Origin of the sequence: Autumnicola lenta, assembly GCF_031846515.1 — a bacterium.
Classification (GTDB): domain Bacteria; phylum Bacteroidota; class Bacteroidia; order Flavobacteriales; family Flavobacteriaceae; genus Autumnicola; species Autumnicola lenta.
Map to the genome: position 1 here is coordinate 1 of NZ_JAVRHO010000066.1, position 983 is coordinate 983.

General features: G+C 32.0%; 1 protein-coding gene. It reads right to left on the reverse strand.

Features of this window, described 5'->3' with window-relative positions; genetic code table 11:
* Window positions 1–134: 134 nt before the first annotated feature.
* The gene (locus RM545_RS17440; RefSeq protein ID WP_311496563.1) at window positions 135–956 is read right to left on the reverse strand and encodes a carboxypeptidase-like regulatory domain-containing protein; all 822 of its coding nucleotides are present in this window, start codon (window positions 954–956) and stop codon (window positions 135–137) included.
* Window positions 957–983: the final 27 nt, after the last annotated feature.

Below are 983 nucleotides of genomic sequence, written 5' to 3' on the forward strand. Positions count from 1 at the left end.
AACGTCTCGTATAAAAACTGTGCGAGCGGGCGAGCTTGATTTTCCGCAGGAAAATCAGGTGTTGCAAGCGAGCAAGAAGTTTCGAATTGAGACTGGTTTTAGCATTGTTTTTATACAATGTTGTGCGTAGACTTTTAATATTCTACTTCTACATTAATTGATTGTGCCCCATCCACTTTTTCCCATTTCCCAAGACTGCTTGTTCTCATAAAACCTTTTCCTTTGGTTAAAATAGCTCCCATAAAAATTTCAAGTGGTTTTTTGAAATCCGGAATAATTTCGACTCCAACAAAGAAATCTTCTTCAAGATAAACAGAATGTTTTTCAAGGTCAATATTTACCCAACCTTGTTCAATTTGCTTACATTCAATAATATTTTGAAATACTATTTTTTCACCAGGGGAATCGTCAAGATTTTTATAAAAATTAATTCTAATAAAAGCACTGTCCGTCTCAAATCCTCGTCTTAAGTAAAAATTTACATCCTTCACCCTGACAGTTTTATTATTAGGAATTTTAATTTGTTTTGAACTTTCGATAATGTCCATTTCTTTTGAGATTGTACTCATCCATAACAATGGATTGTAGCTTTTAACTCCTATTTTTCTATTTTTCTTCTTTTTGTTTGTAACAACAACCTCAGATAATTGATTTTCATTTGGTTGAAGTGGAATGACCAAGTTCTTAGAATCTTTAATAGGAATTTTTATGGTTTTATATATAACGTGGCTAATTGTGAGACTGTTACTTACAAACCCTTTGGAAAACTTGATTCTAAATTTTCCGTCGAGATCAGAAACAGTGCCTTTATTTTTATCCACTACGCCAATGTTCGCAAATTCAATCGGACTATTTGTTTCAGAATCGATCAATAATCCGCTCATTACAATTTCTTGGGAAAAGGTTAAAAGGCTTATGAATTGAAATAGGATAAAAGTGTAAATGTTTTTTTTCATTTTTTGTTTTTAGTTTACGCACAACGT

What these genes read in the sequence shown, in the direction of transcription:
- RM545_RS17440 (WP_311496563.1), bottom strand. Translation starts at nt 956, where the DNA reads ATGAAAAAAAACATTTACACTTTTATCCTATTTCAATTCATAAGCCTT.